The sequence below is a fragment of the Erythrobacter longus genome, from assembly GCF_000715015.1.
GTDB lineage: Bacteria > Pseudomonadota > Alphaproteobacteria > Sphingomonadales > Sphingomonadaceae > Erythrobacter > Erythrobacter longus.
In genome coordinates this window covers 467,424-491,395 of record NZ_JMIW01000003.1, presented here as the reverse complement: position 1 = coordinate 491,395, position 23,972 = coordinate 467,424, and the positions used below count along the sequence as shown (strand labels likewise).

General features: G+C 57.4%; 20 protein-coding genes and 1 tRNA gene. 5 read left to right on the top strand and 16 right to left on the bottom strand.

The window, feature by feature from the left end; genetic code table 11:
* The first annotated feature begins 28 nt into the window (after positions 1-28).
* Positions 29-2,629 carry a TonB-dependent receptor gene (locus tag EH31_RS09430; RefSeq protein WP_206742021.1) on the top strand — a complete coding sequence of 867 codons (2,601 nt, stop codon included), beginning with the start codon at positions 29-31 and terminating at the stop codon, positions 2,627-2,629.
* Positions 2,630-2,849: 220 nt separating this feature from the next.
* On the opposite strand, the gene EH31_RS09425 is transcribed toward EH31_RS09430, so the two are convergent.
* Positions 2,850-7,076 (bottom strand): strawberry notch-like NTP hydrolase domain-containing protein, encoded by a 4,227-nt coding sequence (locus tag EH31_RS09425; protein WP_034959895.1) that lies wholly within the window; start codon positions 7,074-7,076, stop codon positions 2,850-2,852.
* Between the two features lie 205 nt (positions 7,077-7,281).
* Between EH31_RS09425 and EH31_RS17240 the strand changes: the two genes are divergently transcribed.
* Complete coding sequence (locus EH31_RS17240) at positions 7,282-8,136, top strand: lytic transglycosylase domain-containing protein (RefSeq protein ID WP_199797011.1); 855 nt, start codon at positions 7,282-7,284, stop codon at positions 8,134-8,136.
* A 90-nt stretch (positions 8,137-8,226) separates the two neighbouring features.
* Here the strand turns inward: EH31_RS17240 and EH31_RS09415 are convergent, their stop codons facing one another.
* The 12 genes from EH31_RS09415 to EH31_RS09365 all read right to left on the bottom strand — a co-directional run bounded on the left by EH31_RS09415 (position 8,227) and on the right by EH31_RS09365 (position 17,405).
* Positions 8,227-8,775 carry a GNAT family N-acetyltransferase gene (locus EH31_RS09415; RefSeq protein ID WP_034959894.1) on the bottom strand — a complete coding sequence of 183 codons (549 nt, stop codon included), beginning with the start codon at positions 8,773-8,775 and terminating at the stop codon, positions 8,227-8,229.
* 192 nt (positions 8,776-8,967) lie between these two features.
* Entirely contained in the window at positions 8,968-9,873 is a 906-nt protein-coding gene (locus EH31_RS09410) for a DUF7146 domain-containing protein (RefSeq protein ID WP_051699107.1), read from the bottom strand.
* A 226-nt stretch (positions 9,874-10,099) separates the two neighbouring features.
* A complete protein-coding gene (locus tag EH31_RS17235) occupies positions 10,100-10,339 on the bottom strand; it encodes a helix-turn-helix transcriptional regulator (RefSeq protein ID WP_081853324.1) in 240 nt (79 codons plus the stop codon).
* Positions 10,332-10,622 (bottom strand): hypothetical protein, encoded by a 291-nt coding sequence (locus tag EH31_RS17545; RefSeq protein ID WP_152553524.1) that lies wholly within the window; start codon positions 10,620-10,622, stop codon positions 10,332-10,334. The genes EH31_RS17235 and EH31_RS17545 overlap by 8 nt, the downstream gene beginning before the upstream one ends.
* Before the next feature lie 389 nt (positions 10,623-11,011).
* Positions 11,012-12,280, bottom strand: coding sequence for a tyrosine-type recombinase/integrase (locus EH31_RS09400; protein ID WP_051699105.1), 1,269 nt, complete (start codon positions 12,278-12,280; stop codon positions 11,012-11,014).
* A gap of 178 nt (positions 12,281-12,458) precedes the next feature.
* A tRNA-Met gene (locus tag EH31_RS09395) sits at positions 12,459-12,535 on the bottom strand.
* 117 nt (positions 12,536-12,652) lie between these two features.
* A complete protein-coding gene (locus EH31_RS09390) occupies positions 12,653-13,318 on the bottom strand; it encodes a Crp/Fnr family transcriptional regulator (protein ID WP_034959891.1) in 666 nt (221 codons plus the stop codon).
* Between the two features lie 51 nt (positions 13,319-13,369).
* Positions 13,370-13,888, bottom strand: a complete 519-nt coding sequence (locus EH31_RS09385; protein WP_034959889.1) for a 2'-5' RNA ligase family protein — start codon at positions 13,886-13,888, stop codon at positions 13,370-13,372.
* A 6-nt stretch (positions 13,889-13,894) separates the two neighbouring features.
* Positions 13,895-14,869, bottom strand: coding sequence for an endolytic transglycosylase MltG (gene mltG / locus EH31_RS09380; protein ID WP_034959888.1), 975 nt, complete (start codon positions 14,867-14,869; stop codon positions 13,895-13,897).
* 1 nt (position 14,870) lies between these two features.
* Entirely contained in the window at positions 14,871-16,130 is a 1,260-nt protein-coding gene (gene fabF, locus EH31_RS09375) for a beta-ketoacyl-ACP synthase II (RefSeq protein ID WP_034959887.1), read from the bottom strand.
* A gap of 160 nt (positions 16,131-16,290) precedes the next feature.
* Positions 16,291-16,527 (bottom strand): acyl carrier protein, encoded by a 237-nt coding sequence (locus EH31_RS09370; RefSeq protein ID WP_034959886.1) that lies wholly within the window; start codon positions 16,525-16,527, stop codon positions 16,291-16,293.
* Between the two features lie 95 nt (positions 16,528-16,622).
* Positions 16,623-17,405, bottom strand: coding sequence for a hypothetical protein (locus EH31_RS09365; protein ID WP_034959884.1), 783 nt, complete (start codon positions 17,403-17,405; stop codon positions 16,623-16,625).
* Positions 17,406-17,450: 45 nt separating this feature from the next.
* Between EH31_RS09365 and EH31_RS09360 the strand changes: the two genes are divergently transcribed.
* A complete protein-coding gene (locus EH31_RS09360) occupies positions 17,451-18,464 on the top strand; it encodes a histone deacetylase family protein (RefSeq protein WP_034959882.1) in 1,014 nt (337 codons plus the stop codon).
* Here EH31_RS09360 and EH31_RS09355 read toward each other — a convergent pair.
* The 3 genes from EH31_RS09355 to aspS form a co-directional block, all read right to left on the bottom strand.
* On the bottom strand, positions 18,461-18,874 hold the full coding sequence (locus tag EH31_RS09355; RefSeq protein WP_152553523.1) for a hypothetical protein: 414 nt from the start codon (positions 18,872-18,874) through the stop codon (positions 18,461-18,463). The two genes, EH31_RS09360 and EH31_RS09355, sit on opposite strands and share 4 nt — an antisense overlap.
* A gap of 256 nt (positions 18,875-19,130) precedes the next feature.
* The gene (locus EH31_RS09350; RefSeq protein WP_034959880.1) at positions 19,131-19,634 is read right to left on the bottom strand and encodes a hypothetical protein; all 504 of its coding nucleotides are present in this window, start codon (positions 19,632-19,634) and stop codon (positions 19,131-19,133) included.
* A gap of 188 nt (positions 19,635-19,822) precedes the next feature.
* Positions 19,823-21,607: an aspartate--tRNA ligase gene (gene aspS, locus EH31_RS09345; protein ID WP_034959879.1), complete on the bottom strand. Its 1,785-nt coding sequence runs from the start codon at positions 21,605-21,607 to the stop codon at positions 19,823-19,825.
* 161 nt (positions 21,608-21,768) lie between these two features.
* On the opposite strand from aspS, the gene rnd reads away from it, so the two are divergent.
* The gene (gene rnd / locus EH31_RS09340; protein WP_034959878.1) at positions 21,769-23,073 is read left to right on the top strand and encodes a ribonuclease D; all 1,305 of its coding nucleotides are present in this window, start codon (positions 21,769-21,771) and stop codon (positions 23,071-23,073) included.
* The gene (locus EH31_RS09335; protein WP_034959877.1) at positions 23,070-23,966 is read left to right on the top strand and encodes a LysR substrate-binding domain-containing protein; all 897 of its coding nucleotides are present in this window, start codon (positions 23,070-23,072) and stop codon (positions 23,964-23,966) included. The genes rnd and EH31_RS09335 overlap by 4 nt, the downstream gene beginning before the upstream one ends.
* The last annotated feature ends 6 nt before the right edge of the window (positions 23,967-23,972 follow it).

Here is a 23,972-nt window from a genome sequence, read left to right as displayed (position 1 = left end):
AATTCGCGCCGGAATTCTATCCTCAACGGTGCTGATATCACCTGTGCACCTTGCGGCAATGAACGAGGAGACCTCGCGGGTTGAGGCAACGGCAGAGGCAGCGGCCAACGCTGAGACTGCGCCTCGTGATTATGAACCCGATTACCTAGTGGCTGGGCCAGAGATCGTAGTGACTGCGCGCAAGCGCAATGAATTGCTCAAAGATGTGCCGGTTACAATTTCCGTCATTGATGACACGATTATCGAAAATGAAGGGCTTCGCACAGTCGAAGATCTCAGCCGACGCGTCCCTGGGTTGACTTTTGACCAAGGCGGGTTTCTTGCAGACACAAGGCCTGCAATTCGCGGCATGCAGTCTGAACGTGGACGGCCTTCCGTTGCAATCCTGCTCGACGGGCTCGATTTGTCGGGGGAGAATATGGTCATTGGCGGCGGCGGCGCGGCTGTAAACACTTTGCTGTATGATCTTGACCGGATTGAGGTGGTTAAGGGTCCGCAATCTGTCCTGTGGGGACGCAACGCGTTTGCAGGCGCAGTGAATTTCATCAGCCGCCAACCGTCTCAGGAATTTGGGGGCAGGGTCAATGTCGACATCGCCGAAGGGGGCTTATTCAGCATTGATGGCGCACTCAACATGCCCATCGTCAAGGACCGTGTGGCCTTGCGGGTTAATGGTGTGTTTTCTGATCGCGATGGCTTTTATCGCAACCCTGTGACCGACGCACGGCTGGGCGAGAACCGCACAGAAGGAGCGGGTGGATCGCTGCTTGTGGACGTGACCGATAATCTAGAGATTGTAGGCCGGTACATTTATCTCAACCAACGGATGAGCGAGGCGCCTACGGTGCTTCTCACCCCAAATACGCGGCTACCGGTACCCGGTGGATTGTTTGCCCCTGCCCCCGGCGCGCCTTCGATATTTCCTTGCCCCGACGATTTTTCAGGGCTTACTCCGCCGCAAGTCGCCAATTGCACGCGCGGCACATTTATTGGCGATGTAAGCGCGAGCGAGGATCAAATTGATCTGAGCCCAGACCCGTTCACCGGCCAAGCAATGCGGGGCATCAGACTTCGCCAAGATATTGCGACCTTTCAGGTGAATTGGGACACCAGTTTTGGCCGTCTATCGTATCGTTTTGGGCACCTCGATAATCGATCGAACTTGGAACAAGACGGCGACTATACCAATTTTGCCGGTCCACCGGGATTTGTGCTGTCGCTGAACGCTTTCCAAGTGCTTGATTTTACGAACCGCACATTTGACAATGAGCTCAAATACGAAAACGACTTCGGGCCCATCAACTTAATTTTAGGCGCGCAAAGATTCAGCGAGGAATCCTCGGTCGTCAATTCGGCGCAATTCTGGCTTCGCAATCCCAATTCGCCTTTGGCTGGACCGCCCTTCTTTTTGTCTTCGGCCCCGCAAACCGACTTTGCCTTTCCTCTCGCCACAAATCGCGAAACCGATTATTTCGCGTTGTATGGCAGCGTAGGCTGGGAGGTCACCGATCGGCTTTCGCTAGGAGCGGACCTTCGCTGGAGTGACGAGACAATCCGTTTCGATATTCCGGGTTTTCGTATTCAGGACGTCTCCCTTTCGCAGCTTAACCCGGTATGCTTGCCGCAATTTGCCAACGGAACCGTGTTCAACCCTGCCAGTCCAGACGGACCGCCTCCGGGCACCATTGTCGCCTGTCCGCAAGAAGCCGAGATCAACTCGGACCGGTTTACCCCGCGCTTTACCGCGCAATATCGCGTGCTCGATGATGCGCTCGCCTATGCATCTTACTCTCGCGGATTTAAGCCAGGCGGGTTCAACACCAACGAGATCACCGAATTCACCGATCAACGCTACCTTGCCGAGCGTGTGACAGCCTATGAAATCGGGATCAAATCTGCGTGGATGGATAACCGGCTGATTTTCAATGCAGCCGCCTTCTATAACGATTACACCGACCAACAAATTGGTGTGCAGCAAAGCCGCCCCTCGCAAGCGGGGCAGGCGATTGTCGGCTCTGGCATCGTGAATGCGGGGCAAGTGGATGTCTATGGCCTTGAAATTGACGCCGATGCCCGTGTCACGGACTGGCTTCGCTTGGGCGCTAGCTACGCGTTTATCGATTCCACCTTTGCCAGCTTTGTCCAAGGCCCGCCGCCGGGCTCGCCCGATGCGCTCTTCGAAGAATGCGGGGTCCCGCTTGGACAATCCTCCTCAACTCAGTTTCGTGCCGAAGCACAGAATATCTGCGGCGATTTTTCAGGCAATGATGTCGGACGCAGCCCGCGCCATACCCTGTTCCTTTCAGCCGAAGCCCGGTTCCCATTGTCCGACGACAACACCAGTTTATTTGCTAATTTCGATGGGCTTTATCGGTCGGCCAGGTTTGTGGATGAAGCCAATCTCTCGCGTTTGCCAGCCTATTGGCGGGTAGGCGCGCGAATCGGTGTGGATTGGGAGCGGTTTTCTGTCATGGCTTATGTCGACAATCTGTTCGACAACCGAACGATTGAGACCGCCCAGCGCACGGTGGACCCGGGGCGTACCGAAGGGTTTGCGCCCTCGCGCGGGATTCTCGCATATTTGCCAAACCCCCGCGCCTTTGGCGTTAGGCTCGGTGCCCGTTTCTAGAGCCGCGCCGCAATAGGGATATTCAGCGCAGAGCCCAGTATGGAACTGAGTAAATGGATCAATAGGGTGGTGGCTAGGCGCTCGCCTGACAATGCCTGGGTGGCTTTGAGCGATCTGCCGAACCTTCTTGCCCGGTTTAGGTTTGTTGCCGAATGTCAGCTTTCTGGATTCCCACAGCTAGAACCGGACTGTCCGAAGACGGCCCAGCATTTGACACTGTTCAATGTCCCGCGAGCATCAGAGCGAAAACCTCGCACAAGCGGTTTGTGGGCACAAACACCCGAGTCCTGTACTGAATGATCTCGGTGAAGCAGCCGAGGCTTTTGAGCCACTCAAGCTGTGCGCCAATCTCGCCGCAAATCTCGATCCGCTGCTCGCTCGCCACAAGCGAGCGCTTGATGGTCATCGCGAATGGTCGCTCGATTTTGATAGGCTTACCCTGCTGTACCGCAGCGACGATCGCATTGGGCGTCAGCTTGAACTCGGCCTCTACTCCGAACGTCTTCAGCAATCCCGGAACATCGGCATCTTCGACAATCCTACCAAGCCAGCTCTGCCCTGCCTCATCAACAATCCTGTGTACCGCAAGCCGGTCTTTGGGCAGCGAAGACCAGATTGGAAGTAGAAGCCCTGTAGCGAGATAAACCGTTTCGGTCCGCCCCCGACTTCCAGCATCTTTGACCTCGGCCTCCCAAAGCTTGCTGAACTCGCCTTCGCCGCACGGCTCCCATGCGCTTTCTTTAAGATCGGCGAGCAGTCGGTACTCCCGGCGAGTTGGCCGCGTAATTAACACGCGTGGCACCACCGTACCGTCGTCCTCCATGAAACTGCGTGCGTCTTCGGCGAGCGCGACCCGCCTGCTCTTAGCGTTGCGCATGAGGCGCGGATTGGTAGTCCATTCGCGCCTTTCCAGCACACGCGACAGCGGCATGGGCTTCACCTTGCTAGTCAGCGAAAGGGTCAAGAGGTGCGAGGTCGCACCGGTGCGCTCATCCGTCCGTAGCACCCGGTCTTCTTCGACGTGCGCACTTTCAACCTGCACGGTCTCAACCCCGACATCGAGTCGACCAGCCTCGCGCGCAGCGGCGACCCGCGCTTCGACTAATCCTAAGAACTCATCGAAGATCGCGTTCTGCATGTCTATCGGTAACGCAAGAATGCGGTTGAGCCAGCGCTGGATCGGAGGCAAATCATCTACTAGCACCCCGCCCTCGCCTGTTAATTTAAGTCCTGAGCGCCTTTCAAAATCAAGCAGCGTCGCGCTTGCCAGCTTGCCGCTGCTGAGCAGATGGAACCAAGTCACGAGCGCGGCCTTGGCGTATTCGCTTTCGAGATTGTCGGCCGGATCAAAGAGGTTTTGTCCGCCGGTTTGGCGCTGCCCGCGTGTTAGAGCGCCCAGACTGTCCAGGCGCCGTGCGATGGTGCTGGTAAAGCGCAGCTCGCCCTTGCAGTCGGTCGTGACCGGGCGGAAGAGCGGCGTCGCAGTCTGATGCGTGCGGTGCGTGCGTCCGAGCCCTTGGATAGCGCGGTCGGCGCGCCAGCCTGGCTCGAGCAGGAAATGAACCCGACGCTGCTGGTTCTGAGCATCAAGGCTAGCATGGTAAGAACGCCCGGTGCCGCCCGCATCGCTGAAGATGAGGACGCGCTTGCGGCCATCCATAAACTGCTCGGTCTCCGACTGGTTGGTGCGCTTCGAGCGGCTTTCGAGTCTTTGCGAACCATCCGATTGCGGCACAAGCCGCTTGGTGCGCCCGGTCACCTCGGCGATGCGGTCGGGACCATAGTGCTCGATCAGCCCGTCAAGCGCTGGTTTGATCGGCGGCATGGCGCAAAGCTGCTCAATGAGTCTGGCACGGCTTTCGAGCGCCACCTGGTTGTGGACCGGCCGGCCATCCTCGTCGAACATCGGCATCGAACGCTCCTTGCCGGTGTCATCTACGAAGGCCTGCATCTGCTGGGTCGGAAAGGCGCGCTCAAGATAGTCGATGACGTTCTCGCGAGGGGAGAGATCGATTTCGAGATGCGCGCGCTCTTCTGGTGACAGCGCATCCAGGCGGCGATCGAGAATGCTCTCGGCGGTTGAGACCAGCTGAATGACGACCGACATGTCCTTGGCCAAATGCGCGTCGACTGCAGCAATCAGGCTCGGAAGCTTCATCGAGAGCAGAACCTGATTGAAGAAGCGCTGCTTGCAGCTTTCGAACCGCGAGCGCGCCGCAGCCTTTGCGCCCGAATTGAGCGTCTCGCCGGCAATATCATCGACGACGCCAGTGGCTTCTAGCGCGGCTTCCATATTCTGATGGATGATCGCCCAGGCATGGGCATAGGCGTCATAGATGTGTGTCTGTTCGGGCGTCAGGTCGTGCTTGAGCACCTCATACTCAACACCGGCAAAGCTGAGTGCGCGCGCCTGATAGAGGCCGAGAGCTTTTAGATCGCGCGAGACCACTTCCATGGCCGCGATCCCGCCGCCACGGATTTGGCCGATGAACTCCTCACGCGACGCAAAGCCAGTTTCCGGCCCCCACAGGCCAAGCCGCACGGCATAGGCGAGATTGTTAACGTCCGACGCTCCAGTGGCTGAAGCGTAGAGGACCCTCGCCTTGGGCAGACGGTTTTGCAGGAGCACGCCGGCAATGCCCTGCTGCGAGCCGCCCTGCTTGCCGCGCATGCCCTCACCGCCCGCAACCCCGCCCATTTCATGGCTTTCATCGAAGGCTATCACGCCATCGAAATCTTCCCCCGCCCAGGCGAACAGCTGATCAAGGCGGGTAGCGTCCTGCCTTTGGCTGCGAAGCGTGGGATAGGTGACGAACAGGATACCCTCCCTGAACGGTACAGGTTGATCGATCTTCCAGTTCGAGAGCGGCTGGATGTCCGCGGGCAATCCACCGAGCGCCTGCCAGTCGCGGCGGGCATCCTCAAGCAGGCTCTCGTTTTTCGAGACCCAGACCGCACGGCGACACCCGGCGAGCCAAGAATCGAGAATGCAGCCTGCGATCTGCCTGCCCTTCCCCGCCCCGGTCCCATCGCCAAGAAAGTATCCCTTGCGGTAAGCCTCGCCATCGGGGGCGAGCGTGAGACCGACGCCCTCTTCCGAAGGCTTGAAGCGACCGGGCAAGAATTGCTGCCACGCGCTCCCGGCATAAATCACCGTTTCAAGCTGCGCTTCGGAGAGCGCTTCCTCCTCGACAAGCCGCTTGGGCAGATTCGGGACGTAATCGGGCACGGGCGCGGGGATGGAACCCATCGCGACCGATTCCACCAAGGGTGTGGGATGCTCGCCTGAACCAGCAATATCGATCCGGCTCGGGCGGTATGGCAGATAGACGCCAGCCTGCTTGCCCAAGGGGCGCGGTGTCTGCAGCGTCTTGTAGTCGAGCGGTGCGACAGCAGAAGATTTGGCGGCTGGCTTCTGCCTAACTCGCTCTGAGGTACTCTGCTTGGCAGAGCGGACCGCTTTGAACAGCGAACCGCTTGGATTGTGCGGAGGAACGACCCGTGTAGGATCTGCTGCCTCTAAACTGGCACGCGGAGTGATCGCCACCGCCTCGCAGAGCTCGGCGACCGTATTGCGGCAAATCACCGATGGCTTGATAGTGCCGGGGCGCTTATCGATAACATAGAGCCGCACCGCCACGCTCGTGCCTTGCTTGCGATAACAGGAAGCAAGGCGACAAGAGGTAACCACCGTACAGCCTGCCAAAGTCTGCTGATAGATCGGCATCATCTTGGCTGACGTGATGAACCCATCGGGCATGATGGCGACGATCCTTGCTCCGGGCCTAGCTTTTGCAATTCCGGAGCGCAGATGGCGCACGGCTGCATGCGGATCAACGCCTCTACCCTTGGAGCGCGCGAACGGAGGGTTCATCAGGATGAGGCTGGGTTTGATCTTTGAGGGAAGTAACGAGGTCAGCATGGCGCCGTCGAAATCGGTGAGGTCGGCCTGCGGAAACAGCGCGGCGAGCTTGGCGCGGCGCTTGGGATCGATCTCGTTAAGGTGCAGTGCGGCGACCGGCGGCAACATGGCAGCGAGCATCCCGTGACCTGCGCTGGGCTCAAGCACCACATCCTCGGCGCGCGGCTGCGCGAGATTTACCATCAGCGCCGCCAGATCAGCTGGCGTTGAGAATTGCTGCCAACGGATCTGGTCTTCGCTGCGCACGGTCTGGGTCGGAAGCGCCTCTGCTAGTTCGGAGATGCGCGCAATGTCATCGCGTGTGCGCAGTGCCGGACTGTCCATCAGGTGCCGCACCAACCCCGCTTCTATAAGGTCATAGGCGTCACGCTGGGACCATTTGCCATCGGCGGCATCGCCGCCATTGAGCGCCCGCATCGTTTCAAACAATGCAGGCTTGTCGAGCGTACACGTGGCGATGCGTTTGGCGATAGCGTGGATTGCGTCTTCAAGGCTGATGCGAATGGGCGTGAAGAGATCGTTCATGGCGCTGCTCCTGGGATTAGACACAGCACCCCCTCCCCCTTCTCTTTTCAGGAGGTCAGGTACGTTCGGGCAGCCGCAGGAGAGGGCATATGCAGAGGGAACGTCTGGCGACTAAGCGTGAGCAGTGCAAAACAGTGCTTGTTCGCGCATGCTCGCTTGGCTAGCATAACGATGCGATGCTCAAACCACGCCGAAAGGTGTGGTAATGAAAAAATTGATTTTGACCGCGCTGGTTGCTCTCTCCAGTCAGGTGGCGGCGGCGCAGGAAGCAAGTCTTGAGCAGTTTACGCTGCGAGAGCCTGTATCTTTCCGTTTGCTGATTCCCGGACGAGAGCCCGAGCCTGGGCCTATTGAAAGTCCGACGATCTCGGACGCTCAACCTCCATCTTCCAGTAATCCATTCGAGAACACATCCATCGACTTAGGCACGCCATCTGTTCGCCCCTATGTTCCAGCTTGGATGCGAGGAGAACGATCAGTATTCGAGACGAGGAGACCGGCCCAACCGGCGCATGCCGCCGATCCTGATTGTCTGACGCATGGCTACTTCCCGCGGCTCGATATCTCTGCAGAAGCGCAAGCACGTCGCCGCCTATTCTTCGATCACATTCTTACAGCCGCATGCGAGGCGGCCGTGCCGGTTCGCTTATTCGACGCACTGGTGTCGCAGGAAAGCCGCTATCGGCCATTCGCCAAAAGCCACGCCGGTGCTATGGGTATGGCGCAGCTGATGCCCGGAACAGCGCGATATCTCAATGTTTCCGATCCATGGGATCCGCTAGAAAACCTTCGCGGAGGGGCGCGATATCTGCGCGAGCAGCTCGACCGTTTTGGGTCGTGGGATCTCGCTCTTGCTGCGTATAACGCAGGTCCGGGTCGGGTTGAAAAGTATGGCGGGGTTCCGCCTTTCCGTGAAACCCGAAGCTATGTCCGCGTGATACTCGCCAGTCTCAGCGGCACGCACTCTCGTTTTCGATCGCGCCGTCCACGCGAAACGCGAAACCCATTTCGTAGAGCGCAACTGGCGAGTTTTCCCTTACGACCAGACAACTCGGAATAGCGGCGGCATCCAGACTGACTCGCTGTGGCAGCTTCCGACCCATTAGCGGACGGTAATTGATCGAATCGGAGCGCTCGAATCAGTCGCTCTCTATAACTGCTCACTTGGCTCCAATCTCATTTCGACGGAAGGTACATCGTCTCTACCCATTGCAAGACAAGCACGCGTTGCGCGAGCAGTTTCAACGAATCCGAGCTTCTGAAGAACGCGGCCTGAAGTTGGGTTTTCTACGAAGTAACCAGACTTGATGAAAGGAAGGCGCAACTGGTCAAGGCCAAAAGAAACAACGGCGCGCGCAGCGGCGGTCGCGATACCTCTCCCCCAATAGGGCTTCGCTAACCAGTACCCTAATTCAGCTGTATCTGCGGTCTCTTCTGGCGTTAGTCCTACCGCACCAATAAGCTGGTCTGACCCCTTGAGAGTTATGGCCCACGTCCATTCGCTGGGAACTACATGTTCCAAGAAGAAGCGCGCATCTTCTTCGCCATAAGGGTGCGGTACACGAGCCAAACGGCATGCGACCTCCCAATCTCCTACGGCATCAATGATTGCGCCGATATCGTCTTCATTCGGGCGCCGGAGTAGGAGGTTTTCTGTGGTTAGCTGGGGTCGATCTTTGAGAGAGGTTTGGATACTCATTGTCAAAAAATATCAAAAAGCTCCTTCACTAACAATGCCGGTTATTGGTTGATCGTGATAGAATTTTAGCAGCCACTTCTCGATAGTCGCTGCCGAATGCAGACCTTCCTCTCCCCACCCCACTGCCAGACATTGGCGTTGGTACTCATGCGGCAACGAGGCAGTCTGAATGCCGCCGCCGATCCCGGAAACCTAAGAATCGCTCGTATGAGACAAGAATGACAAGCGCCCGCTTGCCTTTGTTGTGGGCCAGTCTCGCTCGACGAGCCGCTCGTTTATCGCCGCCCAATCTTTAAAGGGCCGCGGATAGTGTGTCTCGATCGTAAGCCCTGGCCGACGATAAACGGCTTTCGCTTTGCGCGCCGCAAACCGTCCCGCCCTGTCGTAGTCGGGCGCCAGGATGAGGTGATCGAGGTCATCGGGAAGTCGTAGTCGCGGCAGGCGTTCTGCGCCCAGCGCGGCCCAGCAAGGGATGCGGGTCAGCTTGGTAAACGCGGCGGCATCCTCGAAGCCTTCGGCGAGCGCAAGCGTTCGGGCTGATCCCCCTGCCCGCCAGGTCGCCCTTCCCGGCCTGCCGAGCAGCATCTTGACCGAATAGCGCGCTGTATCTGCATCAAGGAAGATGCGCTGGACAGCCTTAAGCTCGAGTCCCTCTCGCAATGCGATCAGCAGGGCTGGTAGGTAGCGTGTACGCGGCTTGGGTCCGAGCGGGCAGCGGGGATGAAAGCGTATGTCGGGAAGGTCGACCGGAAGATGGCGTCCGGTAAGATATTTGGCACCCAGCGTCCCCGAAACGGGCACCCCGCTCTCCCACAGGCGGCGCGGATTGCCTCGAGATTGAGCGGCATAGGTGCCCGACGTCTGCACATTGGGACGCCCACCTGCAGGTGGGCGTGCAATCTCGCGGAGCACATCTTGAGGCTCACACCCTGCGAAACAATGGACTAGAATTCCTTTATGGCCTTGCCGGATCGACAGAGAGGGCTTGCGATCATCGTGCGCCGGACAATGGCACAGCGCGTAAGCGCCGTGCCATTTGCCGCGTAGTGCCGCGACGATGTCGATGGTGTGCTGGGTTGGGCGCAGCGCGACATACATAGTCCTCTCCTTTCATCGCCCTTTCCTTCCCTCTCTTCTTTTCCCCTCAATCCTGGCTTCTCCGCTGTTAAGGGGATTGGCTAAGCGGACAATCCGTCTCCAGCCAATAAGCGAATGTCTACTTTCTTACTTTAGCGAGGCCACTAGTGGACAGTGTGCAGCCGGCACGAATGGTTGTGGAGCGAAACCTAAGCTCTTCTTATCGCAACCATCACGTGATCGGTGCTTATGAACGCCCATCATCGATCACTCGGTTCACCCATTCATCTATTTCTGACTCGACCCAGACTGAGCACCTAGGACCAAGCGATCGCGGTTTGGGAAACTCACCTTCTTTAACGCGCTCGTACACCGCGGTTCGCCGAAGACCAACTCGATCCATCACCTCAGGTAACCGAATAAGCCGGGGCGGTCTGACGCGTTCAGGGTTGTCTGAAGAACTGCTACTAAAATTGTGATCATGCATGACATTCACGCACGTTGGACAAGGCCTGATCTATAAGTTCGTTGAAGTCCTTAGGACATGGCCGCTCGACAGGAAGCGAAAGCGCAGGCTGCGTATGCTTAAGGATGGCAAGGGCGCGCTCGGCGTTAGGCGCCATAATAAGTTTGAGCAGCGGTACTCCGGTATCCAAGGCAATCGGGATTACTTCGGAGCGAGAAACTCCGCGAGCGTTAACGAGCTCGCCAAACTTATCGACGGTCTGCGGGTCTGAGGTAACCCCGACACTTTCTAATCTGGCAACCATACATAACTCCCATAGTTGTGCATGGTTTGGATATCGCGTTACCAATATACCGTCACAAATCTTGATTGGAAGCGATTTTCATCCGGCAGTCGGGCTCTGCGCTAACCGATTGATTAGTCACAAAATTTGTTTGGGGATTAGGATTCTGTAGCCCGCTGCAGCTCGTAGGCGTAAGCCGAAATTATCCCAAACTATTGTTTTAAAGACATTTTTGTTTGTGAGAAGCCTCAGCTCGACCCCATTGGGTGTCCGTGCCACACAAGAACTTGGATTTATCAACTTCTTTGCCAGTCGCGATCAGCCATTCGAAAATAAGTTGGAGCCGATGAAACAGCGCAGGTCGTACGACGTAAGATTGTCAGTCCCCGACTCAAACTCGCAAGCTCAAGTTACCGAAGCGTCAATTGTTCTACACTTCGACTTTTCTCGGAGGCTACGGAACATCTCTCTCGGAGAAGAAAGTCCGCCCAGTCTTGAAGCATGGATCGGCGAGGCGCGAGATACTCAGCTGCATTGTAGGCCCCGCGCACTTCGTTTTCTTCGCTATGCGCTAGTTGCAGTTCGACCCAATCCGCATGGTATCGGCGCGTCCAAACGGCAGGCTTACCCGTTTGGACCATTTGCTCGTTTGCCCAGGTACTAGCCAGTCCTCTGAACCCATGGACGGTCTGCCTCGAGTGAAAGCCGAGGCGATAGAGAGCATAGATCATGGTGTTTTCTGAAAGGGGTTGATTGGGCTTTGTTCCTGGAAAAACAAACTCAGAATCAGTGAATGCAATCAGTTCTGAAGCAATTTTTGCGGCTTGCCTCGACAATGGAACGAGATGTTCGCGGCCCATCTTCATCCGATCGGCACCAATTCGCCAGACCGGCGATCTTCCGCCCAGACCTTCAAATTCATCCTTTTTGGCCAAACGAAGCTCCTTGGTCCTGACCCAAGTGAGCAACACGAACATCAGAGCAGCTCTTGTTATCTCAGACCGGCGCTGCCCCTCCTCGGAATAGTGATCAATTTTTGAGACAAGTTCAGGGAGCTGTGCGAGAGGCAGCTTCGCCATGTGTTTAACTCTCGGTCGCGGCTTCAGAGCCCCACGAAGATGGGCGGTCGGATCACTGCTACAGATTCCGCTCGCGATTGCGAACTGATAAATCTGGCCAATACTCTGCTTTGCGCGTCGACTTATATCGAGTGCCCCACGATCTTCGATCTTTCTGATGACCTTCAACACATCCGGAGGAGATACGTCCTGCAGCAGCATATCCCCCAGTGAGGGAAAGACATCGCGTTCCAATCGGGACCAAACGCGTTTCGCATGGGCAGGATCAAGGCTGGATTCGCGGTTCCGGTGCCATAGCGTAGCTGCACTCCTGAGTGTCTCGCCATCACGGGAGTCCTGTCCCGGTCTAACGACCATCGGGTCTTCGCCCTTAGCCAGCGCACCTTTCGCAATCGCACGCAGTTCTCTCGCCGCAGAAATTCCGATGTCAGGATAAGCACCGAAAGAAAGCAACTTTTCCTTTCCCATGAATCGATACTTCAAACGCCAAAGTTTCGATCCGTTCGGTTTGACGAAGAGGAAAAGCCCCTCCCCATCCGCGAGCTTGTAAGGACGGTCTTTTGCCCGGGCATTCTTGATCTGAAGTTCCTTCAAAGCCATTGGGGGTATCGCTCCATTTGCTAACCCCGCAAAAGTACCCCCAAAATACCCCCACACCAAATCCGACTACAAGCGAATGCAAGCGAACACATGCGGACAGAACCTAGCAATAGGCTACTGATTCGGTTTACTTTTTTGGACTTTTCCGAAGGACCACGAACCCATGCGGATTCGGGATTGGTAGCGGAGGAGGGACTTGAACCCCCGACACGCGGATTATGATTCCGCTGCTCTAACCACCTGAGCTACTCCGCCCCAAAAGGGTTCCCATTGGATTGAAAGCCAGCGGGAATCGCGAGGCTTCACGCCTCAAGCGAGCGCGCGATTTAGGGCGCGGACCTGCAATGGTCAACCAAAGTTTTGGGGTCGACCTCAGTTTTGCGCTTCTTCGATTGCTTCGTTCATTCGCACCACTTTAACCGCCAGACTGCGGTTGAAAGCGCTGTCCACCGCCCGGCCGATTTCGGGCAGGCTTTGGGAGAGCTGTGCCAGCGCATCGCGGTCGAGTTGAGCCATGCGCATGGGCAGAACCACCGTTACGGTCGCGCTCGCGCCCTCGCCTGAAATATGGCTGATCTCGCCGACAAATTCGCCTGCGCCGCATTCATTGACCAATTGCCCATCGCGCTTGATCGAAGCGCGGCCCGTGGCGATGTAGATAAGCGGCGGGTCAATCTGGTGCTGCTCGATCAACACATCGCCCACCTCGACATCGTGCCATTGCATAAGATCGCGCAGGCGGTTTTGTTTGGCAGGGTCTTCGATCTTCATCACGTGATCGAACAACTCGCGCTCTTCTTTGGTCATATTTCCGGATCTTGCCCGGTCCCACAATTGATAGAGGCGCGCAGCATTAAGGAGAGCGAACACCATAGCGACGTAGAATTCTGCACCCAGACTGTCAGTGAACACGAAATGCGCCGCGGCAAACACGCCCGCTGCCAAAAGGAACATGCGGATAGAGCGCACCTGATGAACCATCACAGCCGCGATCAGCATCGCTGCTGTCATCCAGCCAAATATCGCGGTTAAATCCATGACGTTTCCCCCTTTGCCCGTCTTACAAGGCTCGTTGCACAAAGGCCTATACTACAAACGCTCTTTCCCGCGAAAGGTGCATGTTTTGATGTGTTCCCATGGGCCGTCTTGATAAAGGTGAAGCTCCAATGCGGGAAATGAAAAGCGGCGATGTTCGATTGTCGGTACAAGGCTTGCCTGAAGCGCGCGGGCCTCGGATTTGGTCACCTTGTTCTGGATCGTGATGTGGGGACGCGGCTCATAGAGGTCTTGCGCGGTCAGACTGCCGTGAAAGTGCTCTGCGATCAGGCCACGCAAGGTCAACAATGGCTCGCTCTGGAGCGCGATTGCCGTGCCCTTCCCCAAGTCCATGATGCCGGTGATGTAAGCTTCAGGGGCGGCAAATTCGCGCGTTACGATGGGCAGGAAATCCTTGAGCTCATCGTAGAGCGATGGCGCAAAGGAGTGGAACATGGTGACATGCGCATGAAGGTGATTGCGCTCTTGCGGGTAATGCTCGCGGCGCAGAGCATCCGCCCAACCGTGGATCTTAGGCGGTAGGGCCGCAGTCACGATGAAGGGACGGCCCACGGCGCGTCAGTCCATTTCGCCGCGCTGCCTGCGAAGATCAAACCAGCGACCCACGGCTTCATTGTGCCCATCGAGTGTTTCGTTGAACTCATGCCCCCCGGTGCCATCGGCGACCATGAACAGGTAATCGTGGTCTTCCGGGTTCATCACTGCTGCAATCGTCTCGCGCCCCGGATTGGTGATCGGCGCCACGGGAAGCCCGACGCGGGTGTAGGTGTTGTAGCCGTTGACCGCAGAGATTTCAGACTGGCGAATGCGGCGGCCCAAAGGCTTTCCCTTGGTGATGGGGTAGATGATCGTAGGGTCTGCTTGAAGCATCATGCCGGTACGCACGCGGTTGGAATACAGCCCCGCCACAGTACTCCGTTCCGCAGGGGTCCCGACTTCTTTTTCAACCACGCTTGCAAGGATCAAAGCCTCGCGCATGGTGCCGACAGCGATATTCTCGCCGCGCTTCGCCCACGCTTCGGCCAGATAGAGGTCCATCGCGCTTTGCATCTGTTCGATCAGGCTCGCGCGCGACTGGCCGCGCTCGTAGGCATAAGTGTCAGGAAGGATCGAGCCTTCGAGCGGCACATCCACTTGGCCCGTCAGCAATTCTTCGGCCATCAGCCGTTCCCATACGAGAATGCTCGGCATGCCTTCGGGGATCGTTACAAAGCGGCGGATGACATCGCCCGATTGGAACATCTTCAAGATGTCGCGCTGGCTCATGCCGGGTGTAAGTTCAAACTCGCCCGCCTGAATGGGATCAGAAGACCCGAAAATGCGCGCTGAGAGCAGGAAACCGTCCGCTGAGGTAATGTGCCCGGCTTCCTCCAGGTTTTGCGCGACAGAGGTGAGAGACGAGCCAGCAGGGATAAGGAAAGGCGTTTCTGCCTCAACCTTTGCCTGCCCCAACAATGTCACGCCCAGCAGCAGCACGCCTGCGGCAAACACCGCAAGGCCCAGCCCGACGATAAGGCCGAGCTTCTTCGTCACCTCAATCCACCTTCTGCATGATGATCGAGGCATTTGTCCCGCCAAAGCCAAAGCTGTTGTTGAGCACAGCCTTCACTTCGCGTTTCTTCGCTTTGTGCGGCACAAGGTCGATGCCCTCGGTGCCTTCATCAGGGTTATGCAGGTTGAGCGTTGGCGGCACGATCTGGTCGCGCATGGCCAATATGCAGAACACCGCTTCCACCGCGCCAGCACCGCCCAGAAGGTGGCCAATCGCGCTTTTGGTCGAGCTCATCGAAGCGCCGCCAAGACCTTCGCCAAGGACGCGCTTTACCGCAGCAAGCTCAATCGTGTCGGCCATGGTCGATGTGCCATGCGCGTTCACATAGTCGATATCGCCCGGACCAAGACCTGCCTTCTTCAATGCCATACGCATCGCAAGCTCTGCGCCCTTGCCCTCTGGGTGGGGAGCGGTCACGTGATAGGCATCGCCCGACAGCCCATAGCCGGTCACTTCGGCATAGATTTTCGCGCCGCGCGCTTTGGCGTGTTCGTATTCTTCGAGAATCACAACGCCCGCGCCCTCGCCCATGACGAAGCCTTCGCGGTCCTTGTCGTATGGACGGCTTGCCTCGGTTGGGCGGTCGTTAAAACTGGTGTTGAGTGCGCGTGCTTGTGCAAAGCCAGCAATGCCAAGCGGGTTGATCGTGCTCTCGGCCCCGCCTGCAACCATGATGTCGGCATCATCCATTGCGATCATGCGCGCGGCATCACCGATGGAGTGCGCGCCTGTTGAACACGCGGTCACAACGGCATGGTTTGGCCCCATGAAGCCATATTTGATCTGAACCTGACCCGTCACCAGATTGATCAGGCGACCGTGCACAAAGTGTGGGGACACGCGGCCGGGGCCACGCTCATGCAGATTGATCGATTCTTTCTCAATCCCCGGAAGGCCGCCAATACCAGCGCCGATGGAGCAGCCAACGCGTTCCTTCTCTTCGTCAGAAAGATCAAGAAGGCCTGCATCTTCGAGCGCTTGGCCTGCTGCGTCAATGCCGTAAACGATGAAGGGATCAACCTGCCGTTGGATTTTGCCATCAACGCGTTTGTCCGGATCAAAGCCCCAGGGGTGATCCTTGCCCTTTACTTCGCAGGCGATGGTGCATTTCTGACCCTCGGGCTCGAACCTTGTAATAGGCCCCGCCCCGCTTTCGCCAGCGATAAGGTTCTTCCACGAGGTCTCAACATCCCCGCCAAGCGGTGTGACAAGACCCAGTCCAGTGACAACAACACGGCGCATTCAACACTCCATAGTCCCGATTACGGGAACAGATACATGTTTGATCCCAATACACTACAGGCCCGACAGCCCTACGAGAGGGCCCGGGCCTGTCGGTCAGTCGTCCATCAAAACGGGCGATCTGAAGGCGTTAGCCCGGGGGCCTGGCCCCCTTGCGGACTTAACCTTGTGTTTCTTCGATGAATTTGGTCGCATCGCCAACGGTTGCGATCTTTTCAGCCGCATCATCGGGGATTTCGACGCCAAACTCTTCTTCGAAAGCCATTACCAGCTCAACGATATCAAGGCTGTCAGCGCCCAGATCATCAATGAAGCTTGCTTCCTGAGTAACTTTGTCACTTTCGACGCCGAGATGCTCGACGACAATTTTCTGCACGCGGGTTGCAGTATCGCTCATTTTGATCCCTCTTGTATTGGGGTTTGAAAATCTTGAATCGCCCTATAGGTCGGTTTCATTGAGCGCAAGTCAAGATGCACGCCTCTGTTGGGAAATCAGTTGAACAAACCGCGCGTGTCGAGCAGCTCGATGTCATCGCGCCCCCCCAAACTCTCAAGAATCTTGTACTTGTGCGCCGTTCCAAAGGTGATGAGGGCCGTCATCCCCTGCCCGCTCACATCGTCGAGCGCTTTGTTGATTAAATCGGTGTGAGCGCGGTTTATCCGGGTCCATCCACCCGCGCCAAGATCTGCGTCAAAATACCGCTCATATGGCCCGCGTGACGCCTTTGCGAGCACATCAAATTGGGGCGTATGAATGTAGCGCGGATCATCGCCTCGCCCTGCTAAATCCCTCGAAAACGTGCGAGTGGCGGCGCGGTGCTCTTCCCATTGGGCCAAGCGGGCAGGATCGTTCTGAATACGCCGCAGTGCCCGCGCGCGATTGGTTGCAATCTCCTGCGTCCAACCTGCGGTCCCAAGGATGCGAAAGCCCATTTCCCGGCTCAGGGGGAAGACGACATCGGTGTATTCGGGGAAAACCTGCGTTCGTGGCTCGTCCACTTTGCCCGTTTCCTCAAAGCTGGTGATGGCCTGTTCAATTCGGTCCGGGGGGATCTCTGTTAAAATGACATCAGGCGCCGCTCTGCGGATCGCATTTTCCAACACGTCAAGCGAGTAAGTCTCACTCGCCAGGTGATTCGAATGGATCACCCCCATCACATAAACCTTCGTTTTGGGCGGGCCGGACGGCGTGACATCAGAGCACCCCATCACCGCTGGCGTCGCAAAAACTGCGGCCAGCAATGCTGCGACAAAAGATCGGCGGTTGAGCGTCATAATCTCCCTTTCGCAAAGGGTATCATACTTGTTACTAACGCCCTCATGAAACGCTTCTTTTCCCCGCATCAAACCGGTCACGCTCCCTTGCGCGAGCTTAACAATGGCGAATGGATGGATTTTGCTGAAAGCCCCGCGCGCGTTAGCTCAATGCTGGCGGCGCTGGGTCAATGCGAGGCCCCGATCGACCACGGGCTGGGCCCCATCCTTGCGGTGCATGACGCAGATTACGTCGCCTTCTTGCAAAGCGCCCACCGCGACTGGCTAAAAGCGGGCCGCAGCGGCGATGCAATCGGATATGCCTTCCCGGTTGTTGGCCGGCGCAAGCTTGATCTTTCGCGCATCGATGGAAGGCTTGGCCAATATGGGTTTGATGCAGCAACCCCTATCGCCAGCGGAACGTGGGACGCCGCCTATTGGGGGGCGCAGACTGCGCTTAGCGCGTTTGATGCGGTTGCGGGCGGAGGCCATTGCGGCTTTGCGCTGTGCCGCCCACCGGGGCACCATTCGGGCAAAGACTACTTCGGCGGATATTGCTTCCTCAACAACGCAGCCATCGTCGCACAGCGCGCCGTGGACAGCGGGCTTGGCCCTGTTGCCGTGCTTGATGTGGATTATCACCACGGGAACGGCACGCAGGACATTTTCTATGAACGCGGCGATGTCTTGTTCGCCTCAATTCATGCGGACCCAGCGATGGATTACCCCTATTTCTGGGGGCACGCGGATGAAACTGGGCAAGGCGAAGGCGAAGGCGCGACCTTCAATCAACCACTGGCCCGCGGCACCACGTGGGCCGGATACGAACCGGCTTTGGACAAGGCGTTGAACGCGATCAGCCAGTTCGGCGCAAAATTCCTGGTGATCAGCTACGGCGCTGACACATTTGAGGCAGACCCGATTTCCTTTTTGAAGCTCACCACGCAGGACATGCACACGATGGGTCAGCGTATTTCGACCCTTGCCCTGCCATGTGTGACCGTCATGGAAGGCGGCTATAATATCGAGGCGTTGGGCAGCAATGTGGATGCGTTCTTGTCCGGTCTGGAAGGCGGTTAAAGCGCAGTCCGCTTGGCCAAATCCTGCTCGGCTCGCATCCGGCTGCGCACCCGGCGAAGGCCATCGGTCGGATAATCACGGCCCGGATCGACTTCCAGTGCGCGCGCATAGTAATCAAGCGCGCCCTCAAGATCGCCTGCGCTTTCGCGGCAAAGGCCAATATTGAACAGCACCGAGACGTGCGCCGGGTTGGTCGTCTCTAGCGCATCGAACCCGTCACAGGCCGCAGTCACATTTTCATCAGTTGCTTTCACAGCATCGCGAAAAGCGCGCCGGTCTTCTTTGCGAAGGTCCTTGCGCCGTTCCATCACCCGAATATCGCGGCGCGATTGAACCGGGGCGAGATCACGGCGAATTTCATCTGCAAGCGAATTCACCAGACCATTCACCATATCAAGGCTGGAGGGCACATGGCTGTCATCTGCGCAAAAGCGCTGCGCTGAGGCGCGCGGTTCGCTGTACGAGTAAAGCTTTTCCCCGGTTGCCGCTGTAAGCAGCAGGCGCGGGTCAACCCGGACGCTTAGGGTCAGGACGCACTAAACCCACCTTCGAGGCGCCGGAATGACGAACATATCGGGCGAAAGCGCGCGCCGGGAAGGCTTTTTGCCTTTCCAAGAGACCGCCGGTATTCCTGCACCTTTACTCCTTGCACAAGGCCATTTTGCTTCAAACCTCGAAGGTGGGTTTAGTGCGTCCTGACCCTAATTCGCGGCACTCAATTTCAATCTCGCGCCAATCAACGCATTTCTCGTCTTCGTCGCGCCTGATGCATTCGCGCTCATACCTTGGTTCCATCTCGCGCTCGATCACCTCGCTGTGCATGCTCCCGCGCAGTTCGGCATCCGGCATCAGCGGGCGCGTGGTCACAGTCCCATCGTTGCCATCGACCGTGACTTCTGCGGTTTGCAGAACATTGGGCGTGATGAGGTCAAAATAGGGCTCACCGCGAATGATGACGCCGCCCAAAACATCGGTAAGGGCAAACTCCAAATCCTGTCCCAGATCACCTTGGAACCGGTCGACCAGAACCAGTTCAATATCAGGCGGCAGGTCAGCACGAGCTGCATAGACACCCTCGACAGTGATGGCTTCCGCGTGCGCGATTGACGTTGCACCAATGCCAGATGCCAAAGCCGCGAAAAGCATCAAGACATCTTTGAATACGCGCATTATTGCCCCCTGACCTTTGCGCAATTGGTCTGAAGGGACGGCAATCTACCCCAAGTGAATGGGGTAACGATGCGATCGGGCACTCTGCCACACTCTGCTGGACAGCGACCCAGACACAGCAACGCCCGCCTCTATTTTCGAAAAGGGGCGGGCGTTTTATGTCTCTCTTGAGGGTTAGCGGCTAAGGCTCAGCTTTCCTTCTTGGGCTGCTCGATCACCCGGACGCTAAGCTCGCGCAGCTGCGCTGGTGTCGCTTTGGAAGGTGCGCCCATCATCAAATCCTCGCCCTTCTGGTTCATCGGGAAAGCGATAACCTCACGGATCGCCTCTTCGCCGGCCAGAAGCATGACGATGCGGTCGATGCCCGGAGCCGAGCCACCGTGCGGAGGTGCGCCAAGCTTAAACGCTTCGATCATGCCGCCGAACTCTTTGTCGACGGTGGCATTGTCATACCCGGCAAGCTCAAACGCTTTGTACATGATGTCCGGTCGGTGGTTCCGGATCGCGCCTGAGCTAAGCTCATAGCCGTTGCAGACGATGTCATACTGCCACGCCTTGATGTCGAGCGGGTCCATCGTCTCCAGCGCTTCCATCTCGCCTTGCGGCATGGAGAAGGGGTTGTGGCTGAAGTCGATTTTCTTCGCCTCTTCGTCATATTCGAACATCGGGAAGTCGACGATCCAGCAGAATTTGAAGCAGTCTTGCTCGATCAACTCCAATTGCTCGCCCACTTGTGTGCGCGCAGCGCCTGCGAGTTTGGCTGCGTCCTTTTCCTTGCCAGCCGCAAAGAACAGGCCATCATCCGGACCAAGACCAAGCTCGTTATAAAGCTCTTCCATGCGCTCTGGCCCATGGTTTTTGGCGATGGGTCCGCCAAATTCGCCGCCTTTGCGCGTGACATAGCCAAGGCCAGCAAACCCTTCGCTGCGGGCCCAATTGTTCATGTCATCGAAGAACTTGCGGCTCTTACCGGCTGTATTCGGGGCAGGAACCACGCGAACAACGCCGCCGCCGCCAACGATCTTTTCAAACAGGCCAAAGCCCGATTTTTCAAAGTGGCTGGTGACATCGGAAATGATCAGCGGGTTGCGAAGGTCGGGCTTGTCAGTGCCGTATTTCATGATCGCTTCGGCGTAGGGAATGCGCGGGAAATCGCCTGATTTGGTGACAGTCTTGCCGCCAGAGAATTCCTCGAAAGTACCCGCGAGCACAGGCTCAAGCGCTTGAAACACATCTTCCTGTGTCACAAAGCTCATTTCGAAGTCGAGCTGATAGAACTCAAGACTGCGATCAGCGCGAAGGTCTTCGTCGCGGAAACATGGTGCGATCTGGAAATAACGGTCGAAGCCTGACACCATCAGCATCTGCTTGAACATCTGCGGCGCTTGGGGAAGCGCGTAGAAATTGCCCGGGTGCATACGGCTTGGCACAAGGAAGTCGCGCGCGCCTTCGGGGGATGACGCGGTCAGGATCGGCGTTTGAAACTCGGTAAAGCCCTGGTCCGTCATCCGCTTGCGCAGCGAAGTGATAACCTGGCTTCGCAGCATGATGTTGCGGTGCATGGTCTCACGCCGCAGGTCGAGGAAGCGATATTTCAGGCGAATGTGCTCTGGATAATCCAGCTCGTCCGCGACCGGCAAAGGCAATTCTTCAGCCGCAGATTGTACGGTGATTGCGCGCGCAAACACTTCGATCTCGCCAGTTTCAAGCTTGGGGTTCACAGTGTCGGCGCTGCGGGCCTTTACCTCGCCATCGATGGTCACCACCGATTCCGCGCGGAGCTTGTCGAGTACAGCAAGCGCTGGCGAATCTTCGTCAGCCACAATCTGTGTGATGCCAAAGTGATCGCGCAAATCGACGAACAAAACGCCGCCAAAGTCGCGCTTGCGGTGGACCCAGCCGGACAGTCGGACGGTTTCACCGACGTTGTCAGCGGAAAGCTGGGCACAATTGTGGGTACGGTAGGCGTGCATCTAAATTCTTGTCCTATTTGCGTGTATAGCGCTATGGGCGCGCTAACAGGGCAAGCCACCCGCTTTGTCAAGTCGCGTGGCCCCGTCAAGGGCACCCTTCATCTTTCTGGCCTTCACCGGGCCGAGAGCGGCACTCCGCTCAAAACCAAGAAAAGAACAGTATGAAAATACATGATCTGATTACCACTACGGACGCTTTGGCAGACCTGTGCGAGCGTCTTGCGAAATCTGAATTTGTCGCGGTCGACACTGAATTCATGCGCGAAAACACCTATTGGCCGGAACTTTGCCTGGTGCAAATCGCCGATACCGAAGAAGCCGCCGCGATTGATCCGCTTGCCGATGGTATTGACCTCAAACCGCTGCTCGACCTGCTGACGGAAAATGATGAGGTTCTCAAAGTCTTCCACGCGGGCGGGCAGGATGTCGAGATTATCGTCAATATGACAGGCAAGACCCCCTTCCCCATTTTCGACACTCAAGTCGCCATGATGGCGATCAGCCAATCTGAACAGATCGGCTATGCCAACCTTGTTGACCATTGGTTGGGACTTCAAATCGACAAGGGCGCGCGCTTTACAGATTGGAGCCGCCGCCCGCTAACCGACCGCCAGATTGAATATGCCATCGGCGATGTGACGCATTTGTCGAAGATCTTTTCCAAGATCCTCAAAAAGCTTATCAAAACAGGCCGGGGCAATTGGCTTGATGCAGAGATGGAGAAGCTGGCGGACGCATCCAACTTCACCGTTGATCCCAGCCGGTCGTGGAAGAAAATTCGCCAACCGGGCCGCAATCCGCAAGTGCTTGGCCGCCTCAAAGACCTCGCCGCCTGGCGCGAAGGCGAGGCGCAGCATAAGAACATCCCGCGCGGACGGATCATGCGCGATGAAACGCTCGCTGACATTGCCTCGCACCCGCCCAAAAAACAAGGCGACCTTGCCAAAGTAAGGGGCCTTTCCAGCGCATGGCGCGACAATGACATTGGCAAGCGCCTGATGAAGGTGATTGCGGAGGCTGAACCCCTGCCAAAATCCGAAATGCCAGAGAAAATGAAGCGCGGCGCCCCCTTGGGCAAAGAAGGCGCATTGGTCGCGGACCTGTTGAAATTGCTCCTCAAAATCCGCGCTCGCGAAATTGATGTCGCAGCGCGCTTGCTGACCCGCGCCGACGAGATGGAAGCGCTTGCCGCTGGGGTTCGCGATCTCAATGTGCTCGAAGGCTGGCGCTATGACGTCTTTGGCAAGGACGCGCTGGAACTGGTTGAAGGACGGCTCGCCTTTGCGGTCAAAGGCGGCAAACTGGTGATGACCCATATCGACGACATGCAAGCCAGCATGGAAGAAGGGCAGGCCGAAGACGAGGCCGAAGACGAGGCCGAAGACGAGGCCGAAGTAGCGGGCGAATCCGGCGCAGTTAAAGAGGCCGTGGCACCAGAAGAAGCACCAGCCGAGGATGGGGTGTGAGCACCTATCTCCCCACGCTAAAACAGCTGCAATATCTCGTCGCTTTGCATGAGGCGGGCCATTTTGGCCGCGCTGCTGATGCGAGCTTTGTGTCGCAATCAACGCTTTCGGCTGGCATTCGCGAGCTGGAATCGCTTCTGGGCGTGACTTTGGTGGAGCGCTCGCGCCGGGTGGTTCGCTTTACCCGGCTCGGCGATCAGGTGGTTGAAAAGGCGAACAAGATTCTGCGCGAAGCAGAGGAGCTTGCAGAGCTGGTCCAAGCCGCTGGCAAACCCTTAACCGGCGAGCTTCGCATGGGCGTTATCCCGACAATCGCACCCTTTATGATCCCGCGCATCCTGCCGCGTCTCAGGAGAGAGCGCCCTGACCTGCAATTGATGCTGCGCGAAGAGACGAGCCAGGATGCGATTGAATCGCTCCAGCACGGGCGCGTGGATTGCGTGCTTCTGGCGCTTCCGTTTGACACAGGCGAGGTGGAGAAGGCGAAGATTTCCGACGATCGGCTGTTCGTGGCCTTTCCGAAGGATGACCCACGGATGCCGCCCGCCACTGTCGACCCGGACTTGCTCGATTACGGAAGCCTGCTTTTGCTCGAAGATGGGCATTGCCTGCGCAATCATGCGCTGACCGCGTGCAACCGCTCCGAACTGCGGGCAAGCGCCGGTATGATCGGCACGAGCCTGCACACTCTCGTACAGATGGTGGACAATGATCTGGGGCTTACCATCCTGCCGGAAATGGCATTGGACGCTGGGATTTTGAGCGGAACCGAAGTGGTTGCCCGCCCGATGGAAAATGGCACTGCGAAGCGCGAAATCACCCTTGTCTGGCGCAAGAACTCACCGCGAGAGGCGGATTTCAAATTGCTCGCCGACGAACTGCGCGCGGGTTAGGTCAGC